The sequence below is a fragment of the Lewinella sp. JB7 genome (genome assembly GCF_024297185.1).
In the GTDB taxonomy this organism is placed as follows: domain Bacteria; phylum Bacteroidota; class Bacteroidia; order Chitinophagales; family Saprospiraceae; genus Neolewinella.
The window spans coordinates 356,838-374,859 of the sequence record NZ_JANCTD010000005.1; the positions used below are offsets into that span (position 1 = coordinate 356,838).

Here is an 18,022-nt window from a genome sequence, read left to right on the forward strand (position 1 = left end):
TACGAGTGATCAGGCGTAGGACCTTCCCGTGGGTCCGATGTTACAAATCTACGTACTTAAAACTTAAAATACGTAATTAAATACGTAAAAAACTAAGTATAATTTTTATCCATACTGGTAAAGTGTATCTTTGGGACCGTCAGATGCGTTTATTCCTACGTATTTTAATCCTCCTCTATGACCGCCACCGAAGTAAAGACCACCTGCTCCTACTGCGGCGTGGGCTGTGGGATCATCGCCCGGCAGGACGTCCGTGGCCGACTCAGCGTGGAGGGGGATCCGGACCACCCGGCCAACCTCGGGCAGCTCTGTTCCAAGGGCCGCACCCTTAACTACGTAGTGCAGGACCAGTCCGACCGACTGCTTTACCCCCAACTTCGCTACCACCGCGCCCATCCTCTCCAGCGGGTGAGTTGGGAGCGGGCCATGGACCGGGCGGCGGCGGTCTTCCGTTCCGTCATCGCGGAGCACGGTCCGGACAGTGTCGCCTTCTACGTATCCGGCCAGTGCCTCACCGAGGAGTACTATTTGATCAATAAGCTCACCAAGGGGTACTTCGGCACGAACAATATCGACACCAATTCCCGGCTCTGTATGAGCTCGGCCGTAGTGGCCTACACCAAAATGCTCGGTGAGGATGCCGTGCCCGTCAGTTACGCGGATATCGACCACGCCGATTGCTTACTGGTCGCGGGGGCCAACCCCGCCTGGTGCCACCCGATACTCTGGCGGCGGGTGGAAGCCCGTAAAGCCGCCCACCCCCACCTGAAAATCATCGTAGTGGACCCCCGGCGCACCGATACCTGCGCCCTGGCCGATCTGCACCTGCAGATCGTGCCCGGTACGGACGTACTGCTGTACCACGCCATTGCGCGCCGGCTGTACGACACGGACCGTATGGACATGGAGTTCATCCGGCAGCACACCGAAGCGGGGGAGAATTACGTGCGCATCCTGAAATCGCTGCACCTGCGCTCCGCCGCGAAAACCTGTGGCGTGAGCCTGGAAGACATTAAGCTCGCCGCCGACTACATCGGCGACGCCCGCGCCTTTCTGTCGATGTGGGCCATGGGCCTGAACCAGAGCAGGGTAGGAGTGGAAAAAAACGGGGCCCTCATCAATCTGCACCTCCTCACCGGCCAGATAGGTAAGCCCGGTGCCGGCCCCTTCTCCCTGACCGGCCAACCCAATGCCATGGGTGGCCGGGAAGTGGGGGGTATGGCCAGTCTGCTCGCCGCTCACCGCGTCCTGTCGAACCCGGATCACCGGGAGGAGGTCGCCCGCTTCTGGGGGGTGCCCAGTCTGCCCGCCCGGCCGGGATACACGGCCACCGAACTCGTCAGTGCCCTGCACGCCGGGAAGGTGAAAGCGGTGTGGATCGTATGCACGAACCCCTCGGTCAGCCTCCCCAACGCCCTCCACGCCGACGGAGCCCTGCGCAAAGCCAGGTTCGTGGTCGTCCAGGACATCAGTCACCGCAGCGATACGACCGCCTACGCCGATTTGCTGCTCCCCGCCGCCGGGTGGCTGGAGAAGACCGGTACCATGACCAACTCCGATCGTCGCGTAAGTCTGCTCCAGCCCCTGGTGCCGCCCCCCGGCGAAGCCCGACCGGACGCGGACATCATCATCGACTTCGCCCGGCGAATGGGCTTCGCCGGCTTCGATTACCGCGACGTGAGCGAAGTCTACGACGAGTACGCCCGCCTCACCGCCGGCACCCGCATCGACGTCAGCGGCCTGAGCCACGACCGGCTCCGCCGGGAAGGGACTTTTCAGTGGCCGGTTCCCTCTCCCGATCACCCGGGGACGCCCCGCCTGTTTACCGATCACCGCTTCTACACGCCTACGGGCCGGGCCCGCTTCATGTCCACCGTTTCTCACGCGGACCGGCCGCCCGCCGCGCCCGCCGACCGGCCGCTCATCCTGACTACCGGCCGCATCCGCGACCAGTGGCATACCATGACCCGGACGGGCAAGGTGGCCCGCCTGCGCCGGCACGTCGCTCTGCCTTACCTGGACATTCACCCCCTCGATGCCGCCGGCGAGAAGCTGGAGAACGACCAGCTGGCGGTGGTGCACTCCGCGCGCGGCGAGGTCCGGGTCAAAATCCGCTACAGCCGCGACCTGCGGCGGGGCGTGGTGTTCCTGCCCATGCACTGGGGGAAAACCCTGGGATCCGACCTCACGCGCGCCAATAACCTCACCGACGACGCCGTCGACCCCTACAGCAAACAGCCCAACTTCAAGTTCTGTCACGTGGGCGTGCGGGCCTACGTAAAACCGACGGAACACCTCCTCGTCATTGGTGCGGGGGCCGCCGCCTTCCGCTTCGTATCCCACTACCGCGAGCTCAACACCCGCGACCGGATCACGGTCTTTTCCCGGGAGACGCACGCGTTCTACAACCGCATCCTGCTGCCGGAGTACGTCACCGATCACCTGAGCTGGGAGCAACTCGAGAAACTGCGCGAGCAGGAGCGATTACGGCTCGATTTCGCCCTGCACCCGGAAACCTCGGTGGAGCGTATCGACCGGGCAAACCGTACCGTCTACACCGCCACCGGCGAAGCCCACACTTACGATCGCCTGATCATAGCTACGGGTAGCCGACCCTTTGTTCCCCGCGACGTGCCCCTCTACCTGCCGGGAGTCTTTACGATGCGTCGGCGGGAGGATGCCGACGGACTGAGCGACTACCTGCGGCTCGGGCAACAGGCGCGGGAGGCCCACGTACTGATCGTCGGTGGGGGACTGCTCGGGCTCGAACTGGCGGCCGCCCTGCAGGAGATCGGCGTGCGCATCACCCTGGTGCAGCGCAGTAACCGCCTCATGGAGCGGCAACTCGACGCGACGGCCAGTCAGATTCTCGCGGAGGATGTGGGGGAGCGGGGCATCCAGACCTATTTCCGCAACGAAGTAGACACCATTTTTCCGCTGCCGGCGGAGTCGGGCGCGGGCGCGGGTGCCATGCGGGTGACGTTCAAAAGCGGTATTTCCCTGGTGTGCAACGCGGTGGTGTACGCGATCGGCACGCGGCCCAATCTGGAAGTCGGCAGGACCGCCGGACTGAAGTGCGGCGGGGGCATTCAGGTCGACGACCGGCTGACGACGAGCGATCCCTACGTGCACGCTATCGGAGAGGTAGCGGAGTGGCGCGGAAAGCGCTTCGGGATCACGGCGGCGGCCGAGCAACAGGCCCAGGTCCTGGCGGCCTACCTGGCCGGCGACCTGACGGCCGCCTACGCCGGGTCGGTTCCGATGAATATCCTCAAGTTCCGGGATCTGGACCTGTGCAGTCTGGGGGAGGTGAGCCCGCCGCCCGACGATCCGGACTACGAGGAGGTGATCTTCCGTGACCTGAGCCGCCGCTACTACAAAAAGTGCGTGGTTCACCGCGATCGTCTGGTGGGGGCCGTCCTGATCGGCGACAAAAATGAATTCGCCGAATACCGGGCGCTCATTGAAGACCGGCTGGAACTGGGTGAACGGCGGGAGGAACTTCTCCGCTCCGGAAGCGCGCGCGAACCCCTGCGGGGGCGGGTGGTTTGCAGTTGCAACAACGTCGGTGAGGGGAACCTGGCGGATGCGATCGCGGGCGGGTGCCGGGACTTCAACGAGCTGGTCGCCCGCAGCGGTGCCGGTCTCGGCTGTGGCAGCTGCAAGCCGGAAGTAAGGAACATTCTCGACCACCAACTACAGACGCCATGACCACCGATCTGCACCGCGTATCCGTCCGGGGGGGCATCCTGGCCCCGAGCGAGCTGCTCACCGTGATCGAACTGGCCCGGGAACTCGGGCTGGACGGCTTCCACTTCGGCTCCCGGCAGGACATACTCTTTCCCGTACGCCCCGACCAGGCGGAGATCGTGGGTCGCTACCCCCGCTTGCGGGTGGAATCACCGGCCGAGGGTCACCACGCCAACATCATGAGCAGTTACGTGGCGGCCGATATTTTCCCCTCCACCTCCTGGCTGACGAGTTCCACCTACCTCTACATCCTCGAGCAATTTTCCTTTCCCACTCCCCTGGAGATCAACCTGACCGATCCCCGGCAGCGGCTGGTACCCCTCTTCACCGGCCACCTCAATTTCGTCGCCTCCGACGAGGAGGACTTCTGGTACCTCTACCTCAAACTGCCCGGCTGGCCGGAAATGCGCACCCTGCCCGCCCTCGTGCACAGCTGGGATCTGGGCCGGATCGCGGGGAGTATTTCCGCGGCGGGTACCGCCGAGGACCTGGAGGAAGTCATGACCCTGATTCACGCTAACGAGAACCTTAACCTGCGCGATTTGCAGCGTGACCTGGCCATCACCTTCCGTCCCTTCCCCTACTACGAGGGAATGAACCGCCTCGACGGCGACCACTACTGGCTCGGCCTGTACTGGCGCAACAACTGGTATGGTCTCGACTTCATGGCCGCCGCCTGCGAATTGTGTCTTGAGCACCGGATCGGTAAACTGAACATCACGCCCTGGAAGAGCTTCATTGTCAGCGGCATCCCCGAGAGCGAACGCCTCAGCTGGGAAAAACTGCTGGGACGCTTCGGGATCAACGCGCGTCACAGCAGTCTGGAACTCAACTGGCACCTGCCCGTGGCCGACGGGGATGCCCTGGAGCTGAAGCGTTACCTGGTGCGGGAATTCGACCGGCGCGACATCAGCACCTACGGGCTCACCTTCGGCATCAGCCGCGGCCGGGACGTGCCCTTCACCAGCATCGTGATCGAACGGGAAATGCCCAGCGCGGGTTACGTAGACGGCTTCGCGGTACGGCCGCTTTACACCCTGAAGTGTGCGCGCCACTTCGACCCCAACACCCGCGAATATGCCGAATACGCCCGCCGCGTAGACCGGTCCGAACTGGCGGAACTGATGGTCGAAATCAGTCAGCTCTACTTCGAACAACTCAACGAACGACTCGAACAGGTTATCGAAAGCAAGCCCCGCAACGAAGCTCCGCCGCCGAGTAGGAGCGTGCATCAGTGTGGGCACTGCCAGAGCGTATACGACCCCGAACTGGGGGAACCCGACGCCGATATTCTTCCCGGCACCCCCTTTTCGGAACTCCCACCGGACTACCGTTGCTGGACCTGCGGAGCGCAGAAAGACGTCTTTTTGACGATACAACTTACATTAGAGGTACATTAACAAACAATTAGGACACCCACCACGGTTCTTCAGTAAGCCCCAGTAGTTTAGTAACCCCCCCGCCCCTTGGCTACGCACATCATTCATCCCACTAAGCAGATAGCGCCCGGCGAACTGGACGGGTACTTAGATCGCGGGTGGCGACCCACCGGTCAGTCGATCTATACTTCCGACTACCTGCGTACGGACGACGACGAACTCCACGGCTGTCTGCAGATCCGGCTGCCGCTCAACGGGTTCACCTTCAAGAAACGCCACCGGAAACTGATGCGCCGCAACCAGAGGCGCTTCCGCACGGTCTACGAGCGCGCCAAGTTTCCCGACGGCGAATTGCTCCGGGTGAACAGGCTGTACATGGCGCACCATCCCGAGAAAACGCGCGCGGATCTGGAGTACAACGTCATCACCGATGAGGGTCAACGGGTACTGAATACGCAGGTCGTGCGGGTCTACGACGGCGAGCGCCTGGTCGCCTTTAGCTACATCGACGTCGGTCAGCGCGTCATTTACACCAAGGCGGGTATTTACGATCCGGCCTACGCCGCCGACAGTTTGGGAATCTATACTATGCTTCTGGAGGTCGAGCTCGCCCAGCGGTGGAACTACGACTACTATTATCCCGGCTACTATTCCCCCTCCTTCGCGGCCTTTGACTACAAGCTTACGCTGGGACAGATGGAATACCGGGATATTTCCGCGGGTAAGTGGCTGCTTCATCCCACGGCCGCGGAGGAGCGCCCCGCCGACCCGTTGACCGTCAATCGCAACAAGCTCAACGAGGCGCTGCGTATTCTCGGCACCGCCAGTATCCGGGCGGAGTTCCGGGAATATCCCTCCTTTACGGGGCGCTTCCGTCCCACCCGTGACGGCGACAATCTCATGCTCGACGCCCCCCTTCTCCTGGTCGTCGGGCGGCCCCTTCCCCTGGATTTTTATTTCGTGCTTACGTACGACAACGAGAAGCAGTGCTACCGCTACGACGTGGTCCGGACGGCCAACCTCTACGATATGCGGGTACAGCTGCAGAGTCGGGAAGGGGTGCCCCGTTTCACTACGCCGGTAGTCGTGCATAACCGCCTGCTGGAATCCGAGTCGGTACAGCCCATCGTGCGGCTTATCCGGGAACGGTTACACGCCGCCGGGTCAAACGCTTGAAAATACGATGTACATCAGCAGCAGGATCGCGCCTACGATGGCCGCGGTGATGATGAAGAACCGTTTGGTCTGCCGGGCGGATTCGGCATTGCGTTTACGCTTTTTTCTGACTTTGGCCATCGCATGATCTTTAGTGGTCGACTCCCGCTCAAGTTAGTACCCACCCCGCAAACCGAAAAGCGTCGTCAATCGACTACCTTTGCCCGCCACAGCAAACGTAATCTCCATGAGCACCCAACTACTTGCCGGAAAACGCGGCGTCATTTTCGGAGCCCTTGACGACCAGAGCATCGCCTGGCAGGTCGCCGAAGTCTGCGCCGAAATGGGCGCCAAATTCACCCTCACGAACGCTCCCGTGGCCCTGCGCTTCGGCAGCCTCAACGAACTGGGGGAAAAACTGAACGCCGAGATCATCCCCGCCGACGCTACCAGCATCGAGGATCTGGAAAAGTTGTTCCAGCGGTCCGAAGAGGTGCTGGGAGGCAAACTCGACTTCGTCCTGCACGCGATCGGTATGTCGCTCAACGTACGCAAGGGGAAGGAGTACACCGACCTGAAGCACGACTGGATGCTGAAAACCTTCGACATCAGTGCCATCAGCTTTCATAAGATGTGCCAGGTGCTTTACCAGGGCGATCACATGGCTGAGTGGGGCAGCATCCTCGGGCTGAGCTACATCGCGGCCCAGCGCACCTTCCCCGACTACAGCGAAATGGCCGAATCCAAGGCCCTGCTCGAAAGCTTCGCCCGGAGCTTCGGCTACCACTTCGCCGAAAAGAATAAAGTCAGGGTCAATACCATCAGCCAGTCCCCTACCATGACCACCGCCGGCAAGGGTGTCAAGGGCTTCGATGAGTTCTTCGGCTACGCGGACAAGATGTCGCCCCTCGGCAACGCCCCCGCCCGAGCCTGCGGAGAGTACTGCGCTTCGCTGTTTAGCGACCATACCCGCTACGTGACCATGCAGAACCTCTACCACGACGGCGGCTTTTCGAATATGGGCATGAATCCGAAACTGATCGGATAGCGCGGTAGACAACGAAAGGGTTACGGGGAGTACTCCCTGAACAAACGGAACCCCCCGAGGCGCGAGCAATGGACATGGCTGTACAACAACTTTGGCGGATAAGCTGGATGCATCGGATTCGCTCGCTGCTCTGCGTGCCGTTACTGCTGTTCGCCTTCGGCCACGGGGTCCACGCTCAGATCCTCGATCCCAGCGACACCGGGCGACCGGACCTCGGCGACCCGGAATACGACGAGGCGTCCAGTCGCCGGGGCGGGCCCCAGGATCAGCGGGAAACGCTCCCCGATACCTTCGGCATCTTCATCTACCGGGTGGATAATCCGAATCGGGAAGAGACCTTCCGCGACAGCCTCCTCAACGGCTTTCAGCGCTACGAACCCGACCGCGCGGCCGATTTTGACTACGGCACGCTCGGCATCCTCGGTTCCGCCGCCTACGGACTCCGGTACACGCCGGTACACCGCAGGGGACTGGAAGTAGGGTTCCGGCAGTTTGATCTGTACCGGACGGACGGGCAGCAACTGGACTTCTACCGCCTGGAGCGCCCCTTCACCTACCTGCGGTACCTGCGGGGCAGCGAGCAGAACGACGGTCGCCTGACGGCCCGCTTCAGCCGGAATTTCGCCGACGGCGTCAATTTGTTGCTCGACTACGACCGCATCTATCAGCTGGGTACCCAGGACCAGTATCCCTCCACGGCAATCCGCAATACCTCGGTCGCTACCGGACTGGCGGTCAGGCCACCGGGCAGTCGCTACAGCGGCTACTTCAGTTACGTGGCCAACACCTTCGAGAACCAGCAAAACGGAGGAATCGCCGATACGCGGTCCGATACCGGAGGGGAGATCAACAGCCTGGACAACCAAATTCCGTTCCTGGAGGAAACGTATCTCCGCCACGCCTACCGCGAGGCAACGGCAACCCAGTACCTGCAGTTCGGGGCGAGCACGGATACGCTGTCGGGCCGGGAGCGGCGGGCCTTCACGGTGAAGCATCAGTTACGGATCCGGGGAGCGGCCTACCGGATGAGCAGTCTGCGATCCGAACAGGACAGCAGCTTCTATAATCGCTTCCCCGCCCTGGACCTGGACGACCGGGGACTCCGCAGTCGCCTCACCCACGACGTCATCAGTAACGAACTTGGAATCTCCACCTACCGGCGGTCGCGCTCGGGCGGGCGGGAAACCGTCCAGCGAGATCTGCTGGAGGTCGGCCTGCTCCACCAGTTGCACCGGGTCTCCCGCGAAACGGGCGACAGTACCGCCAACGTGGTGATGGCGCAGGCCCGTGTCGGGCTCCGGCCGAGCGACCGGCTGCAACTCCTGGTGGACGGACAGCTCAACATCGTCGGCCAGATCGGTGATTACCGGCTGGCCGCCGAGGGGGCACTCGATCTCGGGGTAGGCGGTAAGCTCGAACTGGCCGCCGTAAATCAGCTGTACTCCCCCGATCTGGTACAGCGGACCTACCTGCTCAACGGTAGCGAATGGTACGACCGCGACTTCGCCAAGACCCTGGAGTTGCGACTCGAGGGTGCCTACACGCTGCCCTTCATCGGCATTCGGGCGGGGGTAGGGTATAGCCTGCTGACGAACTACATCTACTTCGACGCGGAGGGGATGCCCGTGCAGGAAAGCAGTCCGGTCAGCATCCTGCAGCTCACGGCGGAGCGTGACTTCAGCTTCGGCGATTACCGGATCGATAACCGCATTCTGCTGCAGGAAGCGGATCAGACCGTCTTTAGACTTCCCCGTCTGCTGGGTGAGCACAGTATTTACTACGCCGGCAAGTGGTTCGGGGTGCTAAACGTTAATCTCGGAGTCGATCTCCGCTACGTGAGTGGGTTCAGTCCCTACTACTACAACCCCGTCATCCAGCAATTTCAGTTGCAGGACGAGCAGGCCACCGACTTCTCCTGGCAGGTGGATCCCTTCTTCAGCCTGCGGGTCACCCGCTTTCGCTTCTTCGTGAAGTTCGTTCAGGCGCAGACGTTGCTGTCGGATCGCCTTTTCTACCTCACCGCGGAGCATCCCTATCCGGACGCCGCCCTCCGCCTAGGCGCGAGTTGGCGGCTGCTCGACTAAATTAAAAAGGGCACGAAGGTGGTTTCCTCCGTGCCCCTGATACTCGTATGAGCGTGGTGTTCTAGAACTCGCGCATGCTGGTCGGCGCGACGAACTCATTCATTTCGTCCACGTTGGTGACCTTCATGTTTTTGCCGTCCCAGAGCAGCTTCGTGCGGCCCCGAACTTCGTACTCGTCTTCCTTGCCGTCGGCTTTCGGGAAGCGGTAATCGTACCCGCGAACGGCGAGATTACCCATGAGGATGGTTTCGGTAAGCGGCCCGGCCTTGCCCAGGTGGCTGCTGGGCTGGTAGCCTTCCTTGATGCCGTTGACCCAGTCCATTTCGTGGGACGTCTCGACCCGGGGGAGGGTTTCCGGTACATTGCTCTCCTCCATGCGGGAGGTGGGGAGCAGGCGGGGGTTCTGACCGTAGGTATTGGCCATGAGTTTACCCTTGTCGCCGACCATAATGATGCCGCTGCCGCCGTCGCCCATCGGCTCGTCGACGCCGAGTTCTTCGGGGCGACCGGGCAGGATGCCACCGTCGGTCCAGATCAGTTCGACGGGGGGCTTCTCTCCGCGGGCCGGGAATTTCACGTGGATCTTGGAGGCCGGGGGCGCGGTGCCGGGGTTGTAGTCGGCAACCCAGTCCTGGCTGTACACCTGGACTACGCTGGCTTCCGCGCTTTCTGGATAGCCGAGTTCGAGAATGTAGAAGGGCGTATCGATGATGTGACAGCCCATATCGCCCAGTGCGCCGGTACCGAAGTCCCAGTAGCCTCTCCAGCTGAAGGGGTGGTAGGCCTTGTTGTGGGGGCGCATTTCGGCGATGCCAAGCCACAGGTTCCAGTCGAAGTCGGGCGGAATGGGATCGGTGGTCGTAGGCACCTTACCTCCCTGGGGCCAGATCGGGCGGTTCGTCCAGGCATAGATAGTATGCACGTCGCCAATGGCACCGGATTCGTAAAGTTCCTGGGTTTTGCGAATGCCTTCGCCGCTGGCGCCCTGGTTGCCCATCTGGGTGACGAGCTGGGGTTTAGACTTGGCCATTTCGGTCAGCATGCGTACTTCGGCGATGGTGCGGGCCAGGGGTTTTTCGATGTAGAGGTGCTTGTCCAGGCTCATCGCGGCCAGACCTGCGGTCGCGTGCATGTGATCCGGGGTGGTTACGACCACGGCATCAATGTCCTTTCCGTACTTATCGAGCATGACGCGGAAGTCGCGGTCGTAGCTTGCTTTCGGAAAGCGTTCGCGGGTTTCGGCGGCCCGGGAGTCGTCGACGTCACAGAGCGCCATCACGTTTTCACTCATCAGGGCACGGAGGGTGCCGGTGGCCTTACCGCCGGCACCGATGGCGGCGATGTTGAGCGTGTCACTGGGTGCTTTATACCCCTTGCCCCCCAGCACGTGGCGCGGGACGATGGTGAAGGCGGCCGCGGCGGTGGCGGCGGTACGTAGAAATCTCCGACGGGTAGAGATAGATTGTTTAGGCATAATCGAGGTTGGTGATTGTGCGGTCAAGATAAGCAACCGCGCCATTAACCCGGGCCACCCCTCCCGCGAAGTGTCCGTTCGCGAACCTTATTCGTAGCTAGCCGATTAGAGCAGGCATGGATCCCACTACCAAGATCAACATTCCCGAAAGTGAGCTGGAGCGCGTCGTCATCGTCGGCGGTGGATTTGGCGGATTGCAGCTGGCGCGTAAGCTCAACCGGGCTAACTTCCAGGTCGTCCTCATCGACAAGAACAACTACCACCAGTTCCAGCCCCTCTTCTACCAGGTCGCGATGTCGGGACTGGAACCGAGCAGCATCGTATTTCCCTTCCGCAAGTTGTTCCAGGGCCGTAAGGACCTGTACATCCGTATGGCGGAGGTCACCCACGTAGACGTTCGGGCCAAACAACTCCAGACGCCCCTCGGGCACTGCAACTACGACCACCTGATCGTGGCCACGGGAGCCGACACCAACTACTACGGCAATGAGGAGCTCGAACGCCGGACACTGCCCATGAAGTCCGTCTCCGAAGCCCTGTATCTCCGCAATTCCATCCTCGACGACTACGAGGATGCCCTCACCACCCCCGGTTACGCCGACCGGCAGGAACTGGTCGACATCGTTATCGTCGGCGGCGGCGCCACGGGGGTGGAGCTGGCCGGTTCCCTGGCCGAGATGAAGACCCACGTGCTCCCTAAGGATTATCCCGAATTGCACGTGCAGGAGGAATTCGACATCTACCTCATACAGTCCGGAGATGCCCTGCTGAAGGGAATGAGCGAGCACAGCAGTGAAAAGGCACTTCGCTACCTGGAAAATCTGGGGGTCAAGGTCCTTCTCAACAGCCGGGTCACCGGCTTCGACGGGCGCACCGTGACCCTTGACGACGAGCGGACGATCGCCACTCAGAAGGTGATCTGGGCGGCCGGGATCCGCGGACAACCCATAGCGGGCCTGCCCGAGGAGGCCATCACTTACGGCAACCGGCTGGCCGTCGACCGCCACAGCCGCGTAAAGGGGACGGACTGCGTGTACGCCATCGGCGACGTGGCCTACATGGAGGAACCGGATTTTCCCCAGGGGCATCCGCAAGTAGCTCAGGTGGCCATTCAGATGGGCGAGCACCTGGCCAAGAACCTACGCTACCGTCACCTCAGGGGAGAAGCCTGGGAGCCCTTTCACTACCACGATAAGGGCAGCATGGCCACGATCGGACGCGGGCGGGCGGTGGTCGATATCCCGAAACCCGAGTTTCACTTCGGTGGCGTACTGGCCTGGCTGGTCTGGTTGGTCGTCCACCTCTTCGCCATCCTGGGTACCCGCAACAAGATATTCGTCTTCCTCAACTGGGTGTACAACTACATCAACTACAACCAGAGCCTGCGTCTGATCATCCGGCCGGCCAAGGCGCGGTCCTGATCAGTCGAGCCAGGAAATAGCCCGCTTGCGGTCGATGGTGGAAAAGGCGGCCAGATCCAGTCCGGGCGTGAGCAGATCGCTGAGTTTCACGCTGGTCTTGAGCCACGACTGGTCGCCGACGATGGCTACCCGCTCCAGGTCCTTGTACAGTTTGAGGCTGGTCTTGAGATCTTCCCACAGCGTCCGGGCATTGATGCCCTCGGTACTCACGATTTCCAGCAGGATGCGGGCCTTGCCGTGGTGTCGTACTTTTTCTTCCACCAGCGTGTTGATCCGGTCGTAGTCGGCGATGTTGAGTTTCCCCACGATCGCCAGGCCGAGGAGGCGGTCGTCACCTAGATCCACCGTTTTGACTCCCTCCGATACCAGGGGTTCCGTATCCGTCTTCAGCCACTGGTGCGCTACTTCTCCCTCATCGAGGCGGAAGGTCTTCACCTCCATACGGGGCGTGAACCAGTCAATACCGCCGGAGAGCGTGGTCAGCCAGCCGTGGTCGGTCAGAATGGCGTACTTCTCGATCTTATGCAGTAGATCCTTTTTGGCCTTAATGGTGTCCCAGAAAGACTGGTAGCTAGCGAAACCGCCGACGTTCTTGATGTTGCCGAGCAGCCGCAGGCGTCCGTGGGTGACCACCTTCGCCTCCACGGCCATGAGCAGGCGGCGCATACCTTCTTCGTCGACTTCTCCGTCGAGGGTAAAACCGAGCATATTGTCCTGGGAAAGGGGAAAGACCGAAATCATAGGGAGTTTTCTTAGCTAAACTCCCCGCCCCCGGCAAATGATTACCGGCCAGCGCGCAAATTCGACCAATGCCCCGCCCGGTCCGACGGCGAATTCCCCCCAATTCCGATAATTCTCGGAACCTCCCGGTAAAAATCTTAGTTGCAATGAGCAGAATCTTCCGATATACAGTCAGCATCCGATGAGAATAGCCATCATTGCCCACCTCAAGTTTCCCATTTCAGAGCCCTTCCACGGGGGACTTGAGATGCATACCCACTGCCTCACCCAGGAGCTGATGCGCCGGGGTCACGAAGTGACCCTGTTCGCCCGTCGGGAATCCGATCCGGCATTCCGGGTGATCGAGCCCACCCTCAATGCCATCGATCGGATGGAGGGCATCGATCTCTTCGAGGAGGAGCCCGGCTTCGGCCGCGACTTCGTGAACAAGTTCCATGCATACATGGAAATGATCACGACCATCCAGCGGGGTGATTTTGATATCGTGCACAACAACAGCCTGCACTTTCTCCCCCTTTCCCTCGCACACACCCTCGGCTGCCCGATGGTCACCACCCTGCACTGCCCGCCCTTCGCCTCCTTCCGCAGCGGAGTGCTCCTGGCCCGTCCCTACCTGGGAAACCAGTTCGTTGCCGTCAGCGAGAGCATCGCCCGACAGTGGGAGGATAGTATCACCCACTGCCGCGTCGTCCATAACGGCATACAGGTCGACCGCTGGTCGCCTACCGACCGGGCGGAGCCCAATACCGCCTTCTGGTTCGGTCGCTTCTGCCCGGAAAAAGGGCCCGAGTACGCCATCCGGGCCGCCAAACGGGCGGGCTTCAAACTGCGCCTGGCGGGGTCGATCTACGACCAGGAATACTTCCGTCGGGAAGTCGAGCCCCTCCTCGACGACGACATCCAGTACATCGGTCACCTCGACCACGCGGCCATCTGCGCCGAAGCGGGTCGCGCCGCCGTAGGCTTATTCACCTCCACCTGGGACGAACCCTTCGGCCTCGTACTTCCCGAAATGCTTGCCTGCGGAACGCCCATCGTGTCCTTCGACAGCGGAGCGGCCGCCGAAATCATCGACGATAGCTGCGGGATTATCGTAGCGAAACGCGATGTTGCCGCGATGGCCGCCGCCATGCCCGTAGCCGCCCGCCTGCGTCGCCAGAATTGCCGCCGCCGTGCCGAGCGCCACTTCCCGATCGACCGCATGATCTCTGACTACGAAAGAATTTACCGCAAGCTGGTGCCCCAGGGAAAGAAGGTCACCACGGTCACCGCCGGCCCCCTGGTCGGACCCGCAAGCGTGAGCGTTGTTGCCTAGACCGATCGCCTTTTACGTCCACCACCACGGGGGAGGGCACGCCAACCGTACCCGATTGCTCGCGGATCATCTGCCGACCACTACGCCCGTACACGCCTTCACGTCTTCCCCGGATCGTTTTATCGGCTGGGACCGGGGCATCGTTCACCCCCTACCGCCCGACGTCGATCCGGACCGGGACCCGGCGGCGGACCTCCTGGTCGATCAGGTGCTGCATTACGCCCCCCTCGATCTTCCCTGCCTCCAGGAGCGGATGGCGAAACTGGCCGGCTGGATCACCCGCGAGCGCCCCGCCTGGTTCATCGTGGACCTCTCCGTGGAAATCGCGCTGTTCATACGCTTGTGCGGCGTGCGCGTAGCCCTCGTGCGTTTACACGGGCACCGCGAGGATCCGGCCCACCTGGCGGCCTTTCGACTGGCGGACCGGCTGCTGGCCCCCTTCCCCCCCGAGCTGGAAGACGCGCACACCCCCGCCTGGGTCCGGGCCAAGACGACCTACCTGGGCACCTTCAGTCGGTTTGACGAGCGACGGGAAACGCGGGAAGCGTGTCGCCGACTTCTGCACCTCGACGAAGACCGGAAAGTGGTCACCGTCATCAATGGTTTGGGCGGCGGAGCGCGGGAGCCGGCGTACTGGGAACGTGCTGCGCGAGCTAACCATGACTGGTACTTCCTGCTGGTCGGCAAGGTCGTCCCGACCGGCACCGAACTGCCAAACTTACGCGTCGTCGGCCTGGTAGATGACACCTTTCCCTATCTCCGGGCGGCTGACGTGGTCGTAGGGAGCGGGGGGACCAACACCATGATGGAGATCGGCGCGGTCCGGGTACCCTTCGTCAGTCAGCCCGAGCCACGGCCCTTCGACGAGCAGGAATGCAAGATGGAAGCCCTCCAGCGGCTGGGGCTCACCGAGATTGCCCGGTCCGCTACGGCACCCGCGGAGTGGGGCCGGATCCTGGACCGGGCGCTCCGACAGGACGTAAGCGGTTGGGAGGGCCTGGGTGGGGGAGGATCGTTAGCCGCAAAACTGGCGGATCTATTCGCTCGCTGACGGTACGCCGGATCAGACCGGACGATTTGCGTCCAAATAACTACCTTTTGCTGGGGAGCAGTATCCCGCGTCCGATTGGTGGCGGGGGTGGCTACCAATGCGTCCGCTGCTTTCCGATTACCTTTGCTCCTGCGCGCCCGCCCTGGCTTGGTACGATGTTTGCAACTGCTAAGCGAAACTACGCCAGTGAGCCTACCTAAGATTACGATTAAGATGGATAACCGAGGATTTGACGACGATCAGGACATGCTGCCCTTCATTGGTCTGGAAGATGGAGACGAGGAGCTGGTCGACGGGGATACGCCCAGTCCGATTCCCATCCTGGCCCTGAAGAATGCCGTACTCTTTCCGACGATCGTAACCCCCATAAACATAGGCCGTGACCGCTCCATCAACGCCGTAAACCGGGCAATGGAAGGGAACCGACTCGTGGCCGTCTTCGCCCAGCGCGAACTGGACGTGGAGGAACCGAAGGTGAGCGACCTGTACGAAGTCGGCACCCTGGCCCGAATCGTGAAGATGCTGCGGATGCCCGACGGCAGTCTGACGGCGGTCCTGCGCGGAGGACAAAGAATTCGCCGTACCGGCATCACCGCCGAAACGCCCTTCATGGAGGGGACGATCGAGCCCCTGGAATACGCCCAGCCCGCCGAAGCGATGACCTTCGAGGCCACGATCGACAGCATCCGCGACATGGCGGTGCGGGCGGTGGAGCTGAGTCCCAATATCCCCACCGAGGCCCGGGTAATGCTGGACAATATCAGTCGTCCCAGCCAGTTGCTGAATTTTATCGCCAGCAACCTAAACGGGGAAATGAAGACCCGCCAGGAGCTGCTCGAAACCAATGACCTGGGCAGCAAGGCCGAGCGGGTACTGAAGGAGCTCCAGCGCGAACTGCACATTCTGCAACTGCGCGATCAGATCGAGAACAAGACGCGTGGAGACATCGAGCAGCAGCAGCGGCAGTACTTCCTCAACCAGCAGATCAAGGCCATCCAGGATGAGCTCGGCGAGAACCCCAACGAGCAGCAGATCGACGAACTGATCGCCCGGGCCGAAAAGAAGCAGTGGCCGGATGAAGTGAGCAAGACATTCGACCGGGAGGTGCTGCGCCTCAAGCGGATGAACCCCCAGGTGGCCGAGTTCAGCGTGCAGCTCTCCTACCTCGAAATGTTGCTCGACCTGCCCTGGCAGGAGTACACCGAAGACAACTTCGACCTGAAGACGGTCTCCCGGGTGCTCGACGACGACCACTACGGCCTGGAGAAGGTCAAGGACCGCATTCTCGGGCACCTCGCCGTCCTGAAGTTAAAGGGGGACATGAAAGCGCCCATTCTGCTTCTGCTGGGCCCTCCCGGCGTGGGCAAGACCAGCCTCGGAAAGAGCATCGCCCACGCACTGGGTCGCAAGTTCGTGCGCATCAGTCTGGGTGGTCTGCACGACGAGAGTGAGATCCGCGGACACCGCAAAACCTACATCGGTGCCATGCCGGGACGGATCGTGCAGTCGCTGCGTAAGGTCGGTTCGGCGAACCCCGTGTTCATTCTCGACGAGATCGATAAGATCGGGCAGAGCCACCGTGGAGATCCTTCCTCCGCCCTGCTGGAAGTGCTGGACCCCGAACAGAACGGAACTTTTCACGACAACTACCTGGATCTGGATGTAGACCTTAGCAAGGTCCTCTTCATCGCTACGGCCAATAGTATGCAGACGGTCCAGCCCGCGTTACGGGATCGTATGGAGATCATCCGGCTGAGTGGATACTCCACGGAGGAAAAACTGGAGATCGCCCGCCGGCACCTACTGCCCAAGCAGCGCGAATCCCACGGCCTACTCGCCAAACAGGTTAAGATCCCCCTGACTACGCTGCGGGAAGTCGTGGAGGGTTACACCCGGGAAAGCGGGGTACGGGCCCTGGACCGCCAGATCGCGGGACTCATGCGTCACGCCGCCAAGGAGATCGCCATGGAGGGAGAAGAGCGGGTCACGATCAAGAAAGACAGCCTGGAGGACGTACTCGGTCCCCGGATCTTCGAGCGGGAACCCTACCGCGTGGGGCGGCAGTCGGGCATTGCCATCGGACTGGCCTGGACCCAGGTGGGTGGTGAAATTCTGTTCGTGGAAGCCAGTCTGAGCCCCGGCAAGGGCGGTTTGCAGCAGACGGGCAACCTGGGTGCCGTGATGAAAGAGAGCGCCACCACGGCGCGTTCCTACCTGCGGGCCAACGCCGAGCGGATCGGCATCGATCAGGAAGCCTTCAAAACGAAAGATCTGCACGTGCACGTTCCCGAGGGTGCCACGCCGAAGGACGGACCCAGCGCGGGCATAACGATGCTGACCGCGATGGCGAGCGCATACACGGATCGACCCGTAAAGCCGTATTTGGCCATGTCGGGAGAAATCACCCTGCGCGGACGCGTCCTGCCGGTCGGGGGCATCAAGGAAAAACTGCTGGCCGCCCGACGGGCCGGAATGAAGCAGGTCATCCTGGCGCGGGCCAACGAACGTCACGTGCGGGAGATCGAGGAGCGGTACCTCGTCGGCATGGAAGTGAGTTACGTGGAAAACATGGTCGAGGTCCTCGAACTCGCGCTTGCCTGAGGC

At 61.8% G+C, this 18,022-nt stretch carries 12 protein-coding genes; 9 read left to right on the top strand and 3 right to left on the bottom strand.

Features of this window, described 5'->3' with window-relative positions; all coding sequences use genetic code 11:
• Window positions 1-177: 177 nt before the first annotated feature.
• The 3 genes from NMA52_RS11495 to NMA52_RS11505 all read left to right on the top strand — a co-directional run bounded on the left by NMA52_RS11495 (window position 178) and on the right by NMA52_RS11505 (window position 6,305).
• The gene (locus tag NMA52_RS11495; RefSeq protein ID WP_254827811.1) at window positions 178-3,711 is read left to right on the top strand and encodes a nitrate reductase; all 3,534 of its coding nucleotides are present in this window, start codon (window positions 178-180) and stop codon (window positions 3,709-3,711) included.
• Entirely contained in the window at window positions 3,708-5,150 is a 1,443-nt protein-coding gene (locus NMA52_RS11500) for a rubredoxin (RefSeq protein ID WP_254827812.1), read from the top strand. Before NMA52_RS11495 ends, NMA52_RS11500 begins: the two co-directional genes overlap by 4 nt.
• Before the next feature lie 66 nt (window positions 5,151-5,216).
• Window positions 5,217-6,305, top strand: a complete 1,089-nt coding sequence (locus tag NMA52_RS11505) for a hypothetical protein (protein ID WP_254827813.1) — start codon at window positions 5,217-5,219, stop codon at window positions 6,303-6,305.
• Here NMA52_RS11505 and NMA52_RS18850 read toward each other — a convergent pair.
• Entirely contained in the window at window positions 6,294-6,425 is a 132-nt protein-coding gene (locus NMA52_RS18850) for a hypothetical protein (protein ID WP_256534244.1), read from the bottom strand. The genes NMA52_RS11505 and NMA52_RS18850 overlap by 12 nt on opposite strands.
• A 106-nt stretch (window positions 6,426-6,531) precedes the next feature.
• Here NMA52_RS18850 and NMA52_RS11510 point away from each other — a divergent pair, with 106 nt between their 5' ends.
• Together NMA52_RS11510 and NMA52_RS11515 are read left to right on the top strand one after the other, a co-directional pair.
• Complete coding sequence (locus NMA52_RS11510; RefSeq protein WP_254827814.1) at window positions 6,532-7,332, top strand: enoyl-ACP reductase; 801 nt, start codon at window positions 6,532-6,534, stop codon at window positions 7,330-7,332.
• A gap of 107 nt (window positions 7,333-7,439) precedes the next feature.
• A complete protein-coding gene (locus tag NMA52_RS11515; RefSeq protein WP_254827815.1) occupies window positions 7,440-9,416 on the top strand; it encodes a putative porin in 1,977 nt (658 codons plus the stop codon).
• A gap of 61 nt (window positions 9,417-9,477) precedes the next feature.
• Here NMA52_RS11515 and NMA52_RS11520 read toward each other — a convergent pair whose 3' ends face one another.
• Window positions 9,478-10,890 carry a Gfo/Idh/MocA family protein gene (locus NMA52_RS11520; RefSeq protein ID WP_254827816.1) on the bottom strand — a complete coding sequence of 471 codons (1,413 nt, stop codon included), beginning with the start codon at window positions 10,888-10,890 and terminating at the stop codon, window positions 9,478-9,480.
• 116 nt (window positions 10,891-11,006) lie between these two features.
• Here NMA52_RS11520 and NMA52_RS11525 point away from each other — a divergent pair, with 116 nt between their 5' ends.
• Complete coding sequence (locus NMA52_RS11525; protein ID WP_254827817.1) at window positions 11,007-12,311, top strand: NAD(P)/FAD-dependent oxidoreductase; 1,305 nt, start codon at window positions 11,007-11,009, stop codon at window positions 12,309-12,311.
• Here the strand turns inward: NMA52_RS11525 and NMA52_RS11530 are convergent, their stop codons facing one another.
• On the bottom strand, window positions 12,312-13,052 hold the full coding sequence (locus NMA52_RS11530) for an STAS/SEC14 domain-containing protein (RefSeq protein WP_254827818.1): 741 nt from the start codon (window positions 13,050-13,052) through the stop codon (window positions 12,312-12,314).
• Window positions 13,053-13,233: 181 nt separating this feature from the next.
• Here NMA52_RS11530 and NMA52_RS11535 point away from each other — a divergent pair, with 181 nt between their 5' ends.
• The 3 genes from NMA52_RS11535 (at window position 13,234) to lon (ending at window position 18,019) form a co-directional block, all read left to right on the top strand.
• On the top strand, window positions 13,234-14,367 hold the full coding sequence (locus NMA52_RS11535) for a glycosyltransferase (protein WP_254827819.1): 1,134 nt from the start codon (window positions 13,234-13,236) through the stop codon (window positions 14,365-14,367).
• Complete coding sequence (locus NMA52_RS11540; RefSeq protein ID WP_254827820.1) at window positions 14,360-15,418, top strand: glycosyltransferase; 1,059 nt, start codon at window positions 14,360-14,362, stop codon at window positions 15,416-15,418. Before NMA52_RS11535 ends, NMA52_RS11540 begins: the two co-directional genes overlap by 8 nt.
• 213 nt (window positions 15,419-15,631) lie before the next feature.
• Window positions 15,632-18,019, top strand: a complete 2,388-nt coding sequence (gene lon / locus NMA52_RS11545) for an endopeptidase La (RefSeq protein WP_254827821.1) — start codon at window positions 15,632-15,634, stop codon at window positions 18,017-18,019.
• Window positions 18,020-18,022: the final 3 nt, after the last annotated feature.

Excerpts from the sequence above, each read along its gene's own strand:
- NMA52_RS11500 (WP_254827812.1), top strand. The coding sequence starts at position 3,708 with ATGACCACCGATCTGCACCGCGTATCCGTCCGGGGGGGCATCCTGGCC.
- NMA52_RS11535 (WP_254827819.1), top strand. The coding sequence starts at position 13,234 with ATGAGAATAGCCATCATTGCCCACCTCAAGTTTCCCATTTCAGAGCCC.
- NMA52_RS11525 (WP_254827817.1), top strand. The coding sequence starts at position 11,007 with ATGGATCCCACTACCAAGATCAACATTCCCGAAAGTGAGCTGGAGCGC.
- NMA52_RS11520 (WP_254827816.1), bottom strand. The coding sequence starts at position 10,890 with ATGCCTAAACAATCTATCTCTACCCGTCGGAGATTTCTACGTACCGCC.
- NMA52_RS18850 (WP_256534244.1), bottom strand. The coding sequence starts at position 6,425 with ATGGCCAAAGTCAGAAAAAAGCGTAAACGCAATGCCGAATCCGCCCGG.
- NMA52_RS11495 (WP_254827811.1), top strand. The coding sequence starts at position 178 with ATGACCGCCACCGAAGTAAAGACCACCTGCTCCTACTGCGGCGTGGGC.
- lon (WP_254827821.1), top strand. The coding sequence starts at position 15,632 with ATGGATAACCGAGGATTTGACGACGATCAGGACATGCTGCCCTTCATT.
- NMA52_RS11530 (WP_254827818.1), bottom strand. The coding sequence starts at position 13,052 with ATGATTTCGGTCTTTCCCCTTTCCCAGGACAATATGCTCGGTTTTACC.
- NMA52_RS11515 (WP_254827815.1), top strand. The coding sequence starts at position 7,440 with ATGCATCGGATTCGCTCGCTGCTCTGCGTGCCGTTACTGCTGTTCGCC.
- NMA52_RS11510 (WP_254827814.1), top strand. The coding sequence starts at position 6,532 with ATGAGCACCCAACTACTTGCCGGAAAACGCGGCGTCATTTTCGGAGCC.